Here is a 15311-nt window from a genome sequence, read left to right on the forward strand (position 1 = left end):
TCGACGAGTTCCAGCAGAGCGTTCTTTTGGCCATCTGTGCGTCCTTTTTCCCCGCCTTTGAGCACGGTCCAGCGGGTATGCTCCGGCAGTTTGGTCTGCTTAGCCTCCAGCTTTCTGACATCATCGACAGCCTTGGTGAAGAGTTGGACCACATGGAACCAGTCTACTGTGACCTTGGCGGCCTTGAATTCTTTCTCAATGGCCGAAAGGAAAGCTGGCGACATGTCGCAGACAACCTCGATGACGTTATCGGGATGACCGCCGTGCGCCTCAATGAACGAACAGAACTTCGCCAGGCCTTCTTTGCCTTTGCCGGGGGTCGCGAAGATCACAGGTTTTTCGGTCCGGTCCAGGTCGATGAAAACGGTGATATAGTTGTGTCCGCGTTTGGAGGCCGTCTCATCCAGGCCGACAGCCTTAAGGCTCTTCAGATCCAGTGCGGCAATGGCTTTGGACACATAATGGCGGACGATGCGCCACAAGCGTTTATCCGTGACTTCAACGTGGCGAGCAACGGCGTTGACCGGCATCTCACGGACAAGGGACATGACCACTTGCTCGAAAAGCAGGGTGAAACGACTGCCTTCTCTGGCCCAAGGGACTTCCACCCGGCGGATGCCATGTTCAAGGCAATCAATCCGCGGCACTCGAGCCGTGAGGTAGCAATGATGCTGAAAGAAGTTCAAGTGTCTCCAGGTGTACTCCTTGAAGTCGTGGGCCTTGCATGCGGAACCGCATTTGGGACACGGATACAGGACACCCCGCTCGGCTCCGATCTCTAACATGAGCTTGGTCGGGGTGTCCTCTGTGTCGAGATGTTGGCTCATAACTTTCCAAGGCGGCGTAAGGCCCAGGCCCAAGGCAAAAATTTCTTCAGCAAACATGGCAAGCCCTCCTGCGGAGAGGGCTACCTAAACAGGTTGTGGTCAGTCAATTCCACATCAAACGTCGAAGAACCAGAAGACGATGGTAGCCGAAACTGACGGAGTGGATTCCGCCATAGAGACGAAGCGAGTCGATATCCGAGAAAAGGGAATCCAGAAAGTAGTCTCCCATCCCTGTTTCTTGCAGGTCGTAGAACCGGAACCCGTCAACCAGGTCCTGCTCGGCTTCATCCAAAATCCGGATGTTCATCGGGTTTGCTCGCGAATCCGATGCTTGGCGTCCGCCCAATCTCCAAATTGGGATGCCCCCTCACGCACCCGATTCTCCCGAGCTTGGAGAACGTCGGCGTGCCAAGCTGGAGATGGAACCTCGTCCGGTGTGCGCTGCAGATTGCTCCAGATATCCTCCAGCGCTCTCAATTTGTCCGCGGTTGTCATTTTGTCTAATGGAATCGTCAGTTGCATCGTTCATTCCTCCATTCGCCAAAATATTATCCCATTGCCCTTTGGTGGGCAATCGATGTTCTTTCTTCCGCCACGAATGCCGAACTCAGTGACGCGCCAATTTGTTTACCCACGTTTCCCCGGTCTGATCTGCTCTTCCTCCATCAGTGCTTCGTCTGTGCCGGCCTGAGTTCCCTTGATCTTGCTGGATGTCTGCGTCTCCTTGAGCACATGCATCTGGAAAGCTGAGCTACTATTGTCTGTTTGGCTTGGGATGGTTAAAATTTTGCTCCATCGTCGTGCCGGAACAAGTCTACTGGAAAAATACTCGCGGGTGAAATCAATGATGCGTCCACGCGTCATCGGCTTGCGGTAGTTTCATCCGCGGGCTTGAAAAGGACGTAGTAGGCCACCGGGATAAGGATCAGGGTAAAGGCCGTGGAGGCGATCAGGCCGAAGATCAGGGCCCAGGCCAGGCCGGAGAAGACCGGGTCCAGGGTGATGGGCCAGACGCCCAAGGCCGTGGTCAGGGCCGTAAGCACGATGGGTTGCAGACGGATGGCGCCGCTCTGCAGAACGGCATCACGGAATTCCTGGCCCCGGGCCACGGCGGCGCGGATGAAATCGATGAGCACCAGGGAGTTGCGGATTACGATACCGCCCAGGGCGATCATTCCGATCATGGCCGTGGCCGTGAAAAAAACCGGGTCGGCAAATCCCTGCACCTCACGTCCGGTGAGCAGGTTCAGCAGCCAGAAACCGGGCATGATGCCCATCAGCGTCAGCGGGATGGCGGTCATGATCAAAAGCGGCAAGGCCAGGGAGCCGGTCTGGACCACCAGCAGGAGATATATGCCGACCATGGCCGCGCCAAACGCCAGCCCCAGATCCCGGAACACGTCCACGGTAATTTTCCACTCTCCCTCTCCGTTCCAAACCGCGCTCAACCCCTGAGGCAAGGGCGACGCGCGCAGTTTGGCCTGCAGGTCCAGCACGGCTTCGGCCGGGGGCAGACCCACGGTTTCCGCGGTCACGTACACCACCTGCCGCAGATTCTTGTGCAGAATCGGCTGTTCTTCCATCTCCCAAAAAAACGTTCCCAGTTCGCCCAGTGGCAGCATTACGCCGTCGGCCCCGCGTACGTAGAGAGCCTCCAAATCCGCGACGGATGAGCGCAGCTCACGGGGCATGATCACCCGTACCGGAAGGGTCTGGCGCTCATGGGGTGAATGGATCGCGGCCACGGATGCACCGCCCACGGCCAGGTGCAGGGCGTGCAGCAATTCCCGGGCGCTGATCCCGTGCAGAGCGGCCTTTTCCCGGTCCGGAACAAAGGTCAGCCTCTGGCGCGGGGCTGTCCGGCTGTCGTCCACATCCACCACGAATTCCATTTCTTCCATCAATTCCCGGACCTGGACCGCTCCGGCAAACAGTTGCTCGTAGGACTGTTCAGGTTTGCCGTAAATTTCCGCAACCAATGTAGCCATGACCGGCGGGCCGGGAGGAATTTCCACGATCTTCAGGCTGGCCGACCAGTGCCGGGCAATGTCTTCCAGACCGCGACGCACGGCCAGGACGATCTCGTGACTTTGCGTGTCGCGTTCGCTCTTGGGCGTCAGGTTGACCCGGATATCGCCCAGATGCCCGCCTTCACGGCTGTAATACCGACGGACCATGCCGTTGAAATCCATGGGCGAAGCCGTGCCGACAAACGTCAAAATGCTGGTGGCCTCGGGCAGTTCGGCCAAATAGACCGCCATATCCCGTAGCACGGCGTCCGTGGTTTCCAGCGGCGTGCCTTCGGGCATGTCCACGACCACCTGGAATTCGTTGCGATTGTCGAAGGGCAGAATTTTTAACGGCACCATGCGCAGCAGGGCCAGAGAGACAGCGATGGCCAAAAGTGCGAGAACCAGGAAAATCAAGGTCATGCGCAGGGCACGGGAATCCAGGAACGGCCCGACCACCTTCCGATAGGACCGCAATATCCATTCCGGCACTCCGGTTGCGGATGATCCGGTTTCGGATTGCCGTTGTCGGCCCGCCTCCGCTCTGGCCCGTCCGCGCAAAAGCATGTTGCACAGCCAGGGCACGATGGTCAGGGCGCAGATTGTGGAGAAGATGACCGTCAGAGGGACATTGGCGGCCATGGGCTCCATGTAGGGCCCCATCATGCCGGTGATGAAAAACAGCGGCACGAAGCAGGCGATGATGGCCAGGGTGGACATCAACACCGGCACGAAGACTTCGGAAACCGCGGCCATGGTGGCCCAGGACGGACTGGGATGGCCCAGCCGCATGTGCCGTTTGATGTTGTCCACATTGGTGATGGGATCGTCCACCACCAGCCCCAGGGAGAGAATCAGGGCAAAAAGCGTGACCCGATTAATGGTATAACCCAGCAGATAACTGCTGAACAAAGCCAGGGAAAAACTCACCGGAATGGCCACGGCCACCACCAGGGCGGCCCGCGGCCCCAAGGTCAGGGCCAGTACGATCACCACCGTGGTCACGGCGAAAAACAGCGACCATAGCAGTTCGTCAACCTTGTTCTGGGCTGTCCGGCCGTAATCCCGCGTGACTTCCAGGTGCACGTCCTCGGGCAGCAGCAAAGCCTGATATTCTTCGGCCGCGGCCAGCAGGTCACGGGTCACCGAGACGGCATTGGCTCCGCGCTGCTTGGCCAGAGCCAGGGTCACGGCGGCCATCTCGCCATACCCTCCTTCGGCGGGCGGAACCGGCAGTCCTATGGTTCGGGCATATTCATGGCCAAAGGCGATCCGGGTGTACGTGGACGGTTCGCTGGGACCGTCGGCAACGGTTGCCACATCCTGCAAATATACAGGACGCCCCTGATGTACGCCCACGACCACCCGAGCCACATCCGCGGCCGAGGTGAACTGAGCATTGCCCAGAAGGTTGATCTCCTTGTTCCCCTGGAGCAGGCTGCCGGCGCTCAGAGCCGTGTCCGCCGCGGCCAAAGCGCGTTCCAGATCCGCGAAGGAGACGCCTCGGCCGGCCATACGCAAAGGATCCGCCTCCACCCGGATTTCCCGGTGACGGCCCCCGAAGATCTCGGTTCGGGATACGTCGGGAATCTCGGACAGCCGGGCCAGAAATTCCTCGCCGATGCGGCGGAGGGCAAAATCGGATTGCGTCGGGGAATAAAGGGTCAGGGTCAGAACCGGCACATCATCAATTTCCACTGGCTTGACCAACCAACCCGTGACCAGGGGCGGAACCTGGTCCTCGTGCATCATGATCTGGTTGTGCAGTTTGACCAGGGATCGCTCCCGGTCCTCGCCCACGAAAAAACGCACTGTAACCACGGCCTGATCACGCCGGGAAACCGAATAGACGTACTCCACGCCGTCGATCTGCCAGAGCAGCTTTTCCAGAGGCGTGGCCACCAGTTTTTCCACTTCCGCAGGCCCGGCTCCCGGAGCCTGGACGATCACATCGGCCATGGGCACGATGATCTGTGGTTCCTCTTCCCGGGGCGTAATCAGAAGGGCCGCAACGCCCAGGGTCAGGGCCAGAGCCAAAAAGACCCCGGCCAGATGCGAGGACAGAAAGGGCGCCACCAGGGCGGCGGCGATCCCGGAAGGACGCTGGGCTGAAGACTCGGTCATTGGCGTTGTATAGGATGCAGCCAGACGGTTTCGCCGCCTTCCAGGCCGGACAGGACCTCGATCATGTCGCCCCAGGGCCGGCCCAGACGCAGGTGGCGCAGGGAGTAAACGCCCCCTTCATGAACCACGGCGGCCATTTCCAGTTGCCCCACGCGCAAAATTGCCTCCCTGGGGATCAGGATGGTTTGTTTATCCGACAAGGGGATTTGCACCCGGCCGAACATGCCGGGCTGGATCCGGGCGACTGTTTCCGGCGGCGCCCGCTCCAGGGACAGTTTGACCAGAAACGTCCGCGAATCCGCGGTGGCAGAAGGCTCGAGCTCAGCCACAACGGTTTCGAATTCCCGGTCAATCACATCCACCCGCGCCGTGAGTACCGAGCCGGTGGCCATCGACTCGTGGAAGCGTTCAGGTACCTGAACTTCCAGATGCATTTGCCGACTGAGCAGCAAGAACAAGGTCTGTCCGGGGCGAACCACGTCCCCTGGTTCCACGTTCCGCTGGGCAATGGTTCCATCCTGGGATGCGTTGATCCGGGTATGCCCCAGAGCCACGAGGAGTTCTTCCACAAGTTGGCCGGCCCGGCGGAGCTGGGCGCGCAGTCCGGACAGGGCCTGTTCCGCTTGTCCTGCCTCGGCCCTGGCTTGCAGGAATCGTGTCCTGGAATGATCCAATTCGCTGGTCGCGGAAGCACCTTTGTCATGCAGGGCGCTGATTCGCTCATATTCCGCGCTGGCCAGGTCAAGTCCGGCCCGGGCTGCTTCCAGCGCCATTTCTGCCTCCTCCATGGCGGATTCCAGGGCTTCGGTTTCATGACGACCCTGGGCCAGCCGAGCCCGCAGCTCGCGATCGTCCAGGGTCAGCAGCAGTTCACCCCGACGAACCTCCTGGCCGGAACGGACCAGCACCTCCATGGCCATGGCCTGAATCTGAGCACTGATGGTCATTTCGCCCACCGGACGGATCACGCCCACGGCTTCCACCCATGCCGGAGTCGGGACCCGCGAAATCAAAACCGTTTGCGCTCCTTCCGGCAAGGCTGTTCGTCGAGGTGCCGTTTGGGACGGGGCCAGATCCTGACCGTTGCCCCTAAAAAGCCATAACCCGGCCAGGACCACGACAGCCGGCAAAAGAACCAGCATCACGAGGCGAAAGTTTTTTTTGGATATTTGATTGATCATGATTTTTTCAAGTGCTCCATGAAAGGCAATCATAACAATTCGGTGCAATTTGCAATGACAACGTGGTCAGGCAACCGCTTTGACGTCACTGCTTAGAACTCCGGGCAATTGAACAACCATGGGAGGGCTTCACTGAAACGTACATATCGGACTCGACGTTCACAAGATGAAAATTGCCTTTTGTGTCAAAAAGTGCCGGGAGATTCACAAGGATAGTTCTGCATTGACCCTGGCAATGCTATCGTTTATTTACGATAAACGATTTAGGACTTCCCGACATGACAAACGACCAGACACTCGCTCAATGTTGCAAGGCCCTGGGCCATCCGGCTCGTGTAGCCATCCTGCGCCATTTGCTGAAAGTGAATCGATGTGTTTGCGGGAATCTTGTCGACCTCCTGCCTTTGGCTCAATCCACGGTCAGCCAACACTTGAAAAAACTCAAGGAGGCCGGTCTGATCCGCGGCGAGATCGAGGGACCGCGCATCTGCTATTGTGTGGACAGAGCCCGTGTGGCCCAGCTCATGAGCCTGATCACCGAACTGGAAGCGTCATGAACCCACTACAGCCTTTTCCCGTGGCCCCATCCTGTACCGACACTTCGAATCCGAACCGTCCCGATGTTGCCGAACCAGGAACTGACTCAGGCGCCGCCGCCTGCTGAGGTCCGCCTCCGGCCCCTGGTGCAGGGGCCGACGACCTGCCCGGCTATCGCATCGAGTCCTATGTGGACGGATTCATCCCCACACCGTCGGGGCGAGTTCCCCGCGTCAGATCCAGTCCCACGTTTCGGGATCGCCTGGGCGACTGCCGTGCCCGCCTGGGCCTTTGCCGCAACACCTACACCGTCAATCCCGGTCTGTATGCTGTAGGCACTCCCACTCCGGACACTCCGGTGGTGGTGACGGCAAACTACAAGCTGACCTTCGACACGGTCCGCCAAGCTCTGAGCGGTCGCGACGCCTGGCTGCTGGTGGTCGACACCCGGGGCATCAATGTCTGGTGTGCAGGCGGAAAGGGATCGTTTTGCGCCGAAGCCGTCACCCTGCAGGTCCGCAAGGCCGGTCTGGACCATGTCGTGTCCCATCGCCGTCTGATCCTGCCCCAACTGGCCGCCAACGGAGTCCGGCCCTCCGGGACGTTCGCAAGGCCACGGGCTTCGAGGCCGTGCTGGGTCCGGTCCGGGCCGAGGACCTGCCCCGCTTCCTGGATCACGGCGCGGACGAGGCCATGCGGGAAGTCACCTTTTCCCTCGTGGAACGGCTTGCAGTGATTCCCGTGGAACTGGTTTTGGGATGGAAGATGCTGTCGACGGTCCTGACCATCGCCGCGGTGCTGAGCCTGATCGGGCCGGACCTTTCCCGACAGGCAATCGCTCAGCGCTGGACCGTGGCCGGCACGGCCACCCTGTTTGGTCTGATCAGCGGAACAGTTGCGTTTCCATTGCTGCTCCCCCTATTTCCCACCCGCCTCTTTTCCCTGGCCGGAGCCGGCCTGGGACTCTTTCCCGCCCTCACCCTGCCGGTACTTTTTCCGGTTTTATCCTGGCTCACCCTGGTCGGGGCAGGGCTATGGACCATGACCCTCTCCGCCTGGCTGGCGCTGAACTTCACCGGCTCCACGCCATATACCTCGCCGTCCGGCGTGGAAAAGGAAATGCGGGCGGTCATCCCCATCCTCGCCGGCTCGACGGCGTTGTCCATGGTCTGCTTTGTCTGGGGCAACCTGCAGTAAGGACGCACCTGATGAAACGATACCGACATCTTCAAAACGTGGCCACCTTGCTGTATAATGAGGATAAATGCGTTGGTTGCGGCCTCTGCGCCACGGTCTGCCCGCACCGAATATTTGTCCTGTGCAACGGCAAGGCCGCCGTCATGGACCGCGAGGCCTGCATGGAATGCGGAGCCTGCGCCCTGAACTGCCCCACCGAGGCCATCACCGTGACCCCCGGTGTGGGCTGCGCCAGTTACATCATCCAGACGTGGCTTCCCAGGAAGCGCAGTAAGGGTTGTTGATCTCGTCGGCAACCCTGCAAAATTCATTAAAAAAGGTCCGACGGATGAAAATATCTCAACCAACCACCCCATTAAAGGTCGATGTGGCCCTTTTGACCGAACGCCGCTACGCCGGGAACTATACGACCCAAGACGACTGGTACCTGGGCAACATCCTTCGGGACGACGAGTTGCTTCAAGATGCCCTCGCCCGGATCGGGTTGTCCTCCATCCGGGTGGACTGGTCCCGGACGGATGTCGATTGGTCGCTGTTCCGATGCGCCGTCTTCCGGACCACCTGGGACTACTTCGACCGGATCACGGAATTTTGCACTTGGCTGCGCCGCGTCCAGTCTCAGACCCGGCTGTGCAACACACCTGAAATCATCTGGTGGAATCTGGACAAACACTATCTTGTTGACTTGGCGTCCCGTAACGTCCCCGTTGTTCCGTTCCGGCTTCTAGAACCAGGTGCCGCCCCGAGCCTGCGCGAGGTCCTTGATGCGGCCGGATGGGACGAAGCGGTCCTCAAACCATGCATATCCGGCGGCGCCCGCCACACCTACCGGCTCAATCGCGAAACCGCCGACACCGTACAGACCCTCGTTCAACCGCACCTCGACGCCGAGACCTTCTTGCTTCAACCATTCATCAAGGACATCATCCACACCGGCGAGGATACAGTGATGGTCATCAATGGCCGGGTAACCCATGCGGTCCGGAAGGTTCCGAAAGCAGGCGATTTCCGCGTGCAGGACGATTACGGCGGAACGGTCCACCTCCTTGATCCGTCCCCGGAGCACATTGAACTGGCCGAGCGGGCCATGGCCGCCTGCAACCCGTACCCAAGCTACGGTCGCGTGGACATGGTCCGGTGCGAAGACGGACGGCTGGCGGTCATGGAGTTGGAACTCATCGAACCGGAGCTCTGGTTGCGTCACCACCCGCAGGCCGCGGACAATTTCGCCCTAGCCATCGCTCAGCACCTTGCCGATCCGGATGCCAGGCGGCGATAAACCGATAAACACCAGGAGAGTTCACCGGCATGCAAATCCGCTCCGCTTCAGACCACCGGCTTTTCCAACTTGAGTGCGCCTCTCGGAATGGAGCGGAGACTGGCTATCAGTTCCTGGAACGATAGGAGAGCAAATGCCTTCGGTTTTTGTCGAGGTTTCGGAAATGGCCATCACGGCTGGCCGTAAGTACGTTGTATGCATGCAGCAACTTTGCATTATCTGGGGTGGTTCAGACGTATATATGCCCTGGCTCACCTCATGAGTCCTTTCTTTGCCTTGTCAGTCGTTAGACTTCCCTTTGTCGATGGCCTCGGCAGCTTCTTGTTCATCGCCGGCGTCCGGCCGGGGTTCTTCATGTGCCACGGAAGCGGCGGGATCGTAGTCGAGAACCACGAAGAAGGGAAAGTGGTCGGATCCGATGTCGGGAAGGCGACGTAGCTCGACGAGACGGAAATGCTCGGATGCGAAAACGTGATCCAGCGGAAAGCGCAGGAGGCGGCTTCTGGCGTCAAAGGTGTTGAATAAGCCTCGGCCCACCCGTGGGTCGAGCAATCCCCCGATCCGCTGAAAAAGATGCGTGGTGTGCGACCAGGCCACGTCGTTGAAATCGCCGGCGACGATGACCGGCACGTCCCCAAGTTTCTTTACCTCTTTGGCAACCAACAGCAACTCGGCATCCCGCATATCAGAGTCTTCGCGTTCGCCGTCTTCCCCTTCGTCGTGACGTTTGAGACCGGGAGGGCGTGGATGAACGCCATAGAGGGTTACGAGCGTTCCCGAACGGAGCCGGACCTGGGAGCGAAGCGACGGAATTTCCGGCTCAATCAAAAACCGGATCTCCGGATCCACCAGCTCCAGTCGGGAATACAGCAGCTTTCCGTAATGATTCTCCTGCGGCTGGCGTATCGTGTATGGATAGTCGTCTTCCAGGCCGTCGAGCTGTTCAAGCCACCACTGGGTCGGTTCGCTGAGCAGGATAAGGTCGGGATCGGTTTTGCGTATGAGGTCGCGCAGCGCTCCCACTTCACGATTGTCGTAGAGCACGTTGTAGACCAGGAGCGATATGCGGTTGGAATCGTCTTCGGCGCGGCTGTCCGACATTTGCGTGGGATAAAGCGCCGTGTAGGGCGCGATGGAAATGAGCTGCCAGACCAGCGCAAGTCCGACCACCGCGGCAAGCGCATGTTCCCATGGCCGCAATCGTCCGAAATAACGCAGTGCCGCATAGCCTGCCAGCGTCAGCCCTATCAGCACGGCAATCTGTATCCGCGGAAAATCGAAGATACGTATCCACCAAGCGTCGCTACGGAGGAGAGGGACCGCGGTGCCGAAGACCAACGCCAACGAAAGCAGGCCCAGGGCGACGCGGCAGAAGAAATGGAGAGCTTTCCCTTCGGGTATTATTGACATGATGCAAAAGAGGAATGCGACCGCAAGGTCTCACCTGGAGCCCGACGCGGAAGCTTTTATTCCGGACATAAAGCACCGCTAATGTTTAACTTTATAAAAGTGTATGCATTTTTGTCCCGTTCGTCAAAAAGGAACGTCACACATAGCATGCCAGTCATCGGTGGCTTTCCGACGCATGCAGCCGGGTCGAGCGCCTGGATTCACACCGGCAAGGGCGGTACTGCGAGGCACTATTCAGGACCGAGGTGAGGCGCATCAAAGCACTCATTTGACATTCCCTCGGCGACTCATATCAATAACATAATCGTGATGTGGACGAGGCCCAAAATATTCAATAGCCTGGCGTCCACAACCTTGATATGCTTTCGAGGACATTTCTTCTGTGTGACCGGCCTGGATGCGGTGCGTCGGGATGTGGCCATTGGACTTGTGGGATTAACCTGTTTCCGGGGGCCGATTGTAATGGTTGAATTTACAGATCGACGCGAAAACCCTTTTGCCGCATTGGGGCGGAGAGGCATTGCCTTGATCAATGAACTGGGCGCAATGACCATCTTCGCCGTTCTTGCCGTCGCGCACATATTCACCGCGCCTCTCCAATTCCGAAAAATTCTGAACCAGCTGTATTTCATCGGCTTTCGGTCCCTGCCCGTCATTCTTCTGGTTTCCGTTTTCACTGGCATGGTTTTGGGCCTGCAAGGTTACTACACTCTGGCCAAGTTCGGCTCGACAAGCCTGCTGGGGCCGGCTGTCGCGCTGTCCTTGATCCGCGAGCTTGGCCCTGTGCTCACAGCCATCATGATCATTGCCCGGGCGGGTTCGTCCATGGCCGCGGAAATCGGCATCATGCGCATTTCCGAACAAATTGACGCGCTGGACACGATGAACATTAATCCGATCAAGTTTCTGGTGAGTCCCCGCATTGTGGCCTCCCTGATCAGTTTTCCTCTATTGACGGCCGTGTTCAACGTAGTGGGCATCATAGGCGGGTACCTGACCAGCGTAATGCTCCTTCACCTCAGTGCCGGGACATACTTCACCCAGATCGAGGCAAGCGTCGTCATGCAGGACATCACCGGAGGCTTTGCCAAGGCAGTGGTTTTCGGATTCCTGGTCACGGTCATCTGCTGCTTTCAGGGATATTTCACACATATGCGGCCAAACGGGTTCGGAGCCAAGGGAGTGAGCTTGTCCACGACTTCCGCCGTGGTCTTGTCGTGCGTGGCTGTTTTGGTCGTGGACTATGTCATGACTTCATTTTTGCTCTAGCAGTTCGCTGAAACTCCCAATTGCTGCGGCGTTGCAAAAAATCAAACTCTCACGCATGAGCCTTATGCTTCAAACTTGACCATTTATTGCTCCTTGCACTTGGAATTTTTTCACGAACTGCCGGATAAGGACTTTTTCAACACTCAGCCAGGAACGTCATGCAAGAATCAGTCATTCGCTTTGAAAAGGTCTGTAAAAGCTTTAACGGCAACATCGTCCTGAAGGACGTGGACCTGAAAATTTTCAGCGGGCAGGTCACGGTTATCATCGGGAAAAGCGGGGTTGGCAAATCGGTCTTCCTGAAGCACATCATCGGACTGCTCAAGCCGGACAGCGGGGAAATTTACTTCAAGGAAAAGCCTCTTTCCGGCATGAATCGAGCGGACATGTTCGCTTTGAAGAGCCGTTTCAGCTACATGTTTCAGAATAACGCACTGTTCGACTCCATGACCGTCTTCGAGAACATTGCCTTGCCTTTGAGTGAAAAAACCAGCCTTGGCCCCAAAATAATTCGAGAAAAAGTCATTGAACGGACGACACAGCTGGAAATTTCCGATGTGTTGAACAAGTACCCTTCACAGATATCAGGGGGGATGCAAAAGCGTGTTGCCTTGGCCAGGGCCTTGATTACCGATCCGGAGATCGTCCTGTTCGACGAGCCGACAACCGGACTCGACCCGATCAGAAAAAACGCCGTTCTGAACATGATCGCCCATTATCAGCGAAAGCTGGGATTCACGGCGGTCGTAGTCAGTCATGACATACCTGATGTATTTTACATCGCGGACAAGGTGGCGATCATTGATACCCAGGGGATTATTTTCGAGGGATCGCCGATCTTTCTGGAGCAATCCACCGATCCTGAGATCCAGGCTTTTCTGAACAGTGTCGAACTGCTTAAGGACGATCTGACCGGCTTGGACAATCGCAAAGAGTTCATGATCAGCTTCAGACAGCTCAGAAACAGCATCCGGCTTGGAGAGCGCTTCGGCTTCATTCTTCTGAAGCTGGACGGATTGGATGAGGTGGGTGAGCACGTGGGACATATAGCCGCGCAACGCATAATCCAGGGCATTTCTGATGGATTGATCACGCAATTGGGCGACCGCGGACGTGCCGTGAGAATCGGTAAAAATGAAATCGCCGCCTATTTTCAGGTGACCGATTCCAGCCAGATCGATGCGTTCCGCACGGCAATGCTGGATCGAATCGGGAGCATGAAGCGTCTCACCGACGGCACAAAACATCAGGGCTACATGAATTTTTGCATCAACCTTGGCATAACGGAAATTGATGAATATCCTGACTTGCAGGCCCTGATCATGACGGCTCGAGACGATGAGCAGCGAGTTGTTTGTCCGGTACGGGAGAAAAAGGAAAAAAAATGAAGAAATTCGGTTTGGAAACAGGCGTCGGCGTGTTCATGCTCATCGGGCTGCTCTGCCTCGGCTATCTCACCATCCAATTGGGAGAATTCGAACTGCTGGGCACCGGATCGTATGAACTCAATGCCCGATTCACTTCCGCCGCGGGATTGAATCAAGGAAGCGTCGTGGAAATGGCCGGAGTCAGAATCGGCAAGGTCGAGAGCATCAATCTGCATCCACAGGACCTGGTGGCTATCGTGACCCTGCGGATCGACAAGGGTGTGCCGGTTTTTGATGATTCCGTCGCATCAATAAAAACCCGCGGACTGATCGGAGACAAATACGTTGAGATCGCCCCTGGGGGTTCGGATTTCGTTCTCGGTCCCGGAGAAACCATCGTGGATACCGTACCGGCGCTGGATATTGAGAATCTGATCGGCCGGTTCGCCTTTGGAGAAGTCGAGTAACGCACGCATTGCGGATAATGCGTGTGAAGAAAATGCAAATAGGGCAGGTCGTGAGAAGATGAAGGAGACGAACAGATAGGAGGTTCATCATGATGAAAAAAATAATTGTCGTGGCCTTTCTGCTGCTGTTTGCAGCTTCGGCACAGGCTTCTTCCCCCATGGCCACCGTGCAGACAGCTGTCGATCAAATCCTCAGCATCCTGCGAGAGCCGAACGGTTCCGACCAAAGGATCATCGACAGCAAATTTGAGCGGATCAAAAATATTGTCGACGAACACTTTGACTATGAAGTCCTTTCCCGTGTGACCCTCGGACGCGGGTGGCGACAGTTGGATGATTCGCAGAAGGCAACGTTTGTGTCGTTGTATTCGGAATTAATCGAGCGCACGTACCGCAACCACATCGCCGACTATTCCGACGAAGAGATCGCCTACACCCGGGAATCCTTGCTGACGGAACCGGGAGCGCGCGTTTCCCGGGCTGAGGTGGAAACCAGAATATTGCTCGATAAGGGGCCGATCTCGGTTTTGTATCGGCTCTATGATGATAATGGGGTCTGGCGGATATACGACATTCACGGAGAAGGCATCAGCTTGTCCCAGAACTTTCGTGCGCAGTTCGAGGATATTCTCAACCGCAGAGGCGTCGAGGGATTGCTGGACGCGTTGCGCACCAGAGTGGAACGATTGCGGGCCGACCCCGAAGCGGAAAAGATCGAGGTGACCAGATGATTTCAAGCTTGTCCCGCTTAAGGCTGATCTCTCTCTGCCTGGCATGCCTGCTGATGTTCGGAGCAGGATGCGCCGCCAGAAACAATCCCAACCCGGAATTGTCCGGCATGGCGGACGTTGACAGCGGCGTCTCGAACAATCCAGATCAGCACGACGGGTTCGAGGACGATGACTGGTGGGATGAGGAGTGGGAGGATCTAGGCGAGACGCAAGCGCCCGCACGTGTCGCCGACCCCCTGGAGAGATGGAACAGGGCAGTTTTTACCCTCAACGACAGGCTTTATTTCCTTTTATTTAAGCCGGTTGGCGAGGTATACGCCATGGTGCTTCCGAAGCCCTTGCGGATCGGGGTGCAAAACTTCTTCACAAATCTTCGATACCCCATCCGCGCCGTGAATGGGCTGCTCCAGGGCAAGGGGGGCAAGGTCGCCAAGGAAACAGGCAGCTTCGCATTGAATACAACCTTCGGCTTTCTTGGTCTGGTCAAAATTTCCGACGCGTTTCCAAGCCTGGAGGTTACTCCGGAGGACACCGGGCAGACCTTTGGATTTTGGGGCGTGGGCAAAGGGCCTTATATTGTCTGGCCGATACTGGGGCCATCCACGTTGCGCGATTCCGTGGGTCTTGTCGGCGACTATTTTTTGGATCCTCTGCGTTATGCTCCCCTGAACTATCCCTGGGTTGAGTTGAAGGCCGTGGACCAGGTCAATACTTTTTCTCTGGAAATCGGTCGGTATGAAAATTTGAAGGAGACGGCCATCGATCCGTACATCGCCATGCGAGACGCTTATATCCAGTATCGGAGCAGATTGGTCCAAGACTGACGAGACAAGTTTGCTTTGGATTATCGGGATCGGTGGTGTTGTTTGAGATGCATCTGGGTGATGCTTTGCATAAAGCCTTGGTTCCCACA

At 57.4% G+C, this 15311-nt stretch carries 15 protein-coding genes and 1 pseudogene; 9 read left to right on the forward strand and 7 right to left on the reverse strand.

The genetic code is table 11. The features are described 5' to 3' along the window. From BLP93_RS05870 to BLP93_RS05895, 6 genes are all read right to left on the reverse strand, one after another. On the reverse strand, positions 1 to 884 hold an 884-nt coding region (locus BLP93_RS05870; protein WP_139162921.1), incomplete at its 3' end, for an ISL3 family transposase. A gap of 46 nt (positions 885 to 930) precedes the next feature. Continuing rightward, positions 931 to 1134, reverse strand: a complete 204-nt coding sequence (locus BLP93_RS05875) for a hypothetical protein (protein ID WP_092118514.1) — start codon at positions 1132 to 1134, stop codon at positions 931 to 933. Then, entirely contained in the window at positions 1131 to 1349 is a 219-nt protein-coding gene (locus tag BLP93_RS17665; RefSeq protein WP_092118517.1) for an addiction module protein, read from the reverse strand. Before BLP93_RS17665 ends, BLP93_RS05875 begins: the two co-directional genes overlap by 4 nt. A 105-nt stretch (positions 1350 to 1454) precedes the next feature. Continuing rightward, on the reverse strand, positions 1455 to 1691 hold the full coding sequence (locus tag BLP93_RS17575) for a Fic/DOC family N-terminal domain-containing protein (RefSeq protein ID WP_341844735.1): 237 nt from the start codon (positions 1689 to 1691) through the stop codon (positions 1455 to 1457). Next, the gene (locus BLP93_RS05890) at positions 1688 to 4960 is read right to left on the reverse strand and encodes an efflux RND transporter permease subunit (RefSeq protein ID WP_092118520.1); all 3273 of its coding nucleotides are present in this window, start codon (positions 4958 to 4960) and stop codon (positions 1688 to 1690) included. The genes BLP93_RS17575 and BLP93_RS05890 overlap by 4 nt, the downstream gene beginning before the upstream one ends. After that, a complete protein-coding gene (locus BLP93_RS05895) occupies positions 4957 to 6141 on the reverse strand; it encodes an efflux RND transporter periplasmic adaptor subunit (protein ID WP_161946205.1) in 1185 nt (394 codons plus the stop codon). The genes BLP93_RS05890 and BLP93_RS05895 overlap by 4 nt, the downstream gene beginning before the upstream one ends. 278 nt (positions 6142 to 6419) lie before the next feature. On the opposite strand from BLP93_RS05895, the gene BLP93_RS05900 reads away from it, so the two are divergent. From BLP93_RS05900 to BLP93_RS05915, 4 genes and pseudogenes are all read left to right on the forward strand, one after another. Then, the gene (locus tag BLP93_RS05900) at positions 6420 to 6698 is read left to right on the forward strand and encodes an ArsR/SmtB family transcription factor (protein WP_092118526.1); all 279 of its coding nucleotides are present in this window, start codon (positions 6420 to 6422) and stop codon (positions 6696 to 6698) included. Next, positions 6695 to 7875 (forward strand): annotated as a pseudogene (gene hgcA, locus BLP93_RS17535) (mercury methylation corrinoid protein HgcA). The gene BLP93_RS05900 and the pseudogene hgcA overlap by 4 nt, the downstream one beginning before the upstream one ends. Positions 7876 to 7886: 11 nt before the next feature. Next, entirely contained in the window at positions 7887 to 8159 is a 273-nt protein-coding gene (hgcB, locus tag BLP93_RS05910) for a mercury methylation ferredoxin HgcB (RefSeq protein ID WP_092118529.1), read from the forward strand. 44 nt (positions 8160 to 8203) lie between these two features. Further along, positions 8204 to 9154 (forward strand): ATP-grasp domain-containing protein, encoded by a 951-nt coding sequence (locus tag BLP93_RS05915; protein ID WP_092118984.1) that lies wholly within the window; start codon positions 8204 to 8206, stop codon positions 9152 to 9154. Between the two features lie 279 nt (positions 9155 to 9433). Here the strand turns inward: BLP93_RS05915 and BLP93_RS05920 are convergent, their stop codons facing one another. Beyond that, entirely contained in the window at positions 9434 to 10564 is a 1131-nt protein-coding gene (locus BLP93_RS05920) for an endonuclease/exonuclease/phosphatase family protein (RefSeq protein ID WP_092118531.1), read from the reverse strand. A gap of 462 nt (positions 10565 to 11026) precedes the next feature. On the opposite strand from BLP93_RS05920, the gene BLP93_RS05925 reads away from it, so the two are divergent. The 5 genes from BLP93_RS05925 (at position 11027) to BLP93_RS05945 (ending at position 15222) form a co-directional block, all read left to right on the forward strand. Continuing rightward, positions 11027 to 11833 carry an MlaE family ABC transporter permease gene (locus tag BLP93_RS05925; RefSeq protein ID WP_092118987.1) on the forward strand — a complete coding sequence of 269 codons (807 nt, stop codon included), beginning with the start codon at positions 11027 to 11029 and terminating at the stop codon, positions 11831 to 11833. Positions 11834 to 11991: 158 nt separating this feature from the next. Next, positions 11992 to 13221, forward strand: a complete 1230-nt coding sequence (locus BLP93_RS05930) for an ATP-binding cassette domain-containing protein (protein ID WP_092118534.1) — start codon at positions 11992 to 11994, stop codon at positions 13219 to 13221. Continuing rightward, positions 13218 to 13667 carry an outer membrane lipid asymmetry maintenance protein MlaD gene (gene mlaD / locus BLP93_RS05935; RefSeq protein WP_092118537.1) on the forward strand — a complete coding sequence of 150 codons (450 nt, stop codon included), beginning with the start codon at positions 13218 to 13220 and terminating at the stop codon, positions 13665 to 13667. Before BLP93_RS05930 ends, mlaD begins: the two co-directional genes overlap by 4 nt. 89 nt (positions 13668 to 13756) lie before the next feature. After that, positions 13757 to 14398, forward strand: a complete 642-nt coding sequence (locus tag BLP93_RS05940) for an MlaC/ttg2D family ABC transporter substrate-binding protein (protein WP_092118539.1) — start codon at positions 13757 to 13759, stop codon at positions 14396 to 14398. Beyond that, on the forward strand, positions 14395 to 15222 hold the full coding sequence (locus BLP93_RS05945; protein ID WP_092118542.1) for an MlaA family lipoprotein: 828 nt from the start codon (positions 14395 to 14397) through the stop codon (positions 15220 to 15222). The genes BLP93_RS05940 and BLP93_RS05945 overlap by 4 nt, the downstream gene beginning before the upstream one ends. Positions 15223 to 15311 lie beyond the last annotated feature (89 nt).

The sequence above is a fragment of the Desulfonatronum thiosulfatophilum genome (assembly GCF_900104215.1).
Lineage (GTDB): Bacteria > Desulfobacterota > Desulfovibrionia > Desulfovibrionales > Desulfonatronaceae > Desulfonatronum > Desulfonatronum thiosulfatophilum.

Excerpts from the sequence above, each read along its gene's own strand:
- hgcB (WP_092118529.1), top strand. The coding sequence starts at position 7,887 with ATGAAACGATACCGACATCTTCAAAACGTGGCCACCTTGCTGTATAAT.
- mlaD (WP_092118537.1), top strand. The coding sequence starts at position 13,218 with ATGAAGAAATTCGGTTTGGAAACAGGCGTCGGCGTGTTCATGCTCATC.
- BLP93_RS05945 (WP_092118542.1), top strand. The coding sequence starts at position 14,395 with ATGATTTCAAGCTTGTCCCGCTTAAGGCTGATCTCTCTCTGCCTGGCA.
- BLP93_RS05895 (WP_161946205.1), bottom strand. The coding sequence starts at position 6,141 with ATGATCAATCAAATATCCAAAAAAAACTTTCGCCTCGTGATGCTGGTT.
- BLP93_RS05925 (WP_092118987.1), top strand. The coding sequence starts at position 11,027 with ATGGTTGAATTTACAGATCGACGCGAAAACCCTTTTGCCGCATTGGGG.
- BLP93_RS05915 (WP_092118984.1), top strand. The coding sequence starts at position 8,204 with ATGAAAATATCTCAACCAACCACCCCATTAAAGGTCGATGTGGCCCTT.
- BLP93_RS17575 (WP_341844735.1), bottom strand. The coding sequence starts at position 1,691 with ATGACGCGTGGACGCATCATTGATTTCACCCGCGAGTATTTTTCCAGT.
- BLP93_RS05920 (WP_092118531.1), bottom strand. The coding sequence starts at position 10,564 with ATGTCAATAATACCCGAAGGGAAAGCTCTCCATTTCTTCTGCCGCGTC.
- BLP93_RS17665 (WP_092118517.1), bottom strand. The coding sequence starts at position 1,349 with ATGCAACTGACGATTCCATTAGACAAAATGACAACCGCGGACAAATTG.
- BLP93_RS05900 (WP_092118526.1), top strand. The coding sequence starts at position 6,420 with ATGACAAACGACCAGACACTCGCTCAATGTTGCAAGGCCCTGGGCCAT.
- BLP93_RS05890 (WP_092118520.1), bottom strand. The coding sequence starts at position 4,960 with ATGACCGAGTCTTCAGCCCAGCGTCCTTCCGGGATCGCCGCCGCCCTG.
- BLP93_RS05940 (WP_092118539.1), top strand. The coding sequence starts at position 13,757 with ATGATGAAAAAAATAATTGTCGTGGCCTTTCTGCTGCTGTTTGCAGCT.
- BLP93_RS05930 (WP_092118534.1), top strand. The coding sequence starts at position 11,992 with ATGCAAGAATCAGTCATTCGCTTTGAAAAGGTCTGTAAAAGCTTTAAC.
- BLP93_RS05875 (WP_092118514.1), bottom strand. The coding sequence starts at position 1,134 with ATGAACATCCGGATTTTGGATGAAGCCGAGCAGGACCTGGTTGACGGG.